This window comes from Fictibacillus phosphorivorans, from assembly GCF_023715845.1.
In the GTDB taxonomy this organism is placed as follows: Bacteria; Bacillota; Bacilli; order Bacillales; family Fictibacillaceae; genus Fictibacillus; species Fictibacillus phosphorivorans_D.
Genome location: NZ_JAMBOR010000088.1, coordinates 1 through 255, shown reverse-complemented (window position 1 = coordinate 255; position 255 = coordinate 1). Strand labels below are relative to the sequence as shown.

Below are 255 nucleotides of genomic sequence, written 5' to 3'. Positions count from 1 at the left end.
CTATTACGCACTCTTTAAATGATGGCTGCTTCTAAGCCAACATCCTGGTTGTCTGGGCAACTCCACATCCTTTGCCACTTAACGTATACTTTGGGACCTTAGCTGATGGTCTGGGCTGTTTCCCTTTCGACTACGGATCTTATCACTCGCAGTCTGACTCCCGCGGATAATTCTCTGGCATTCGGAGTTTGACTGAATTCGGTAACCCTGTGGGGGCCCCTAGTCCAATCAGTGCTCTACCTCCAGGAATCTTGC

At 49.8% G+C, this 255-nt stretch carries 1 rRNA gene; it reads right to left on the bottom strand.

Annotated features, from left to right (window positions below):
* A 23S ribosomal RNA gene (locus M3206_RS18915) occupies window positions 1-255 on the bottom strand; the annotation flags it as partial.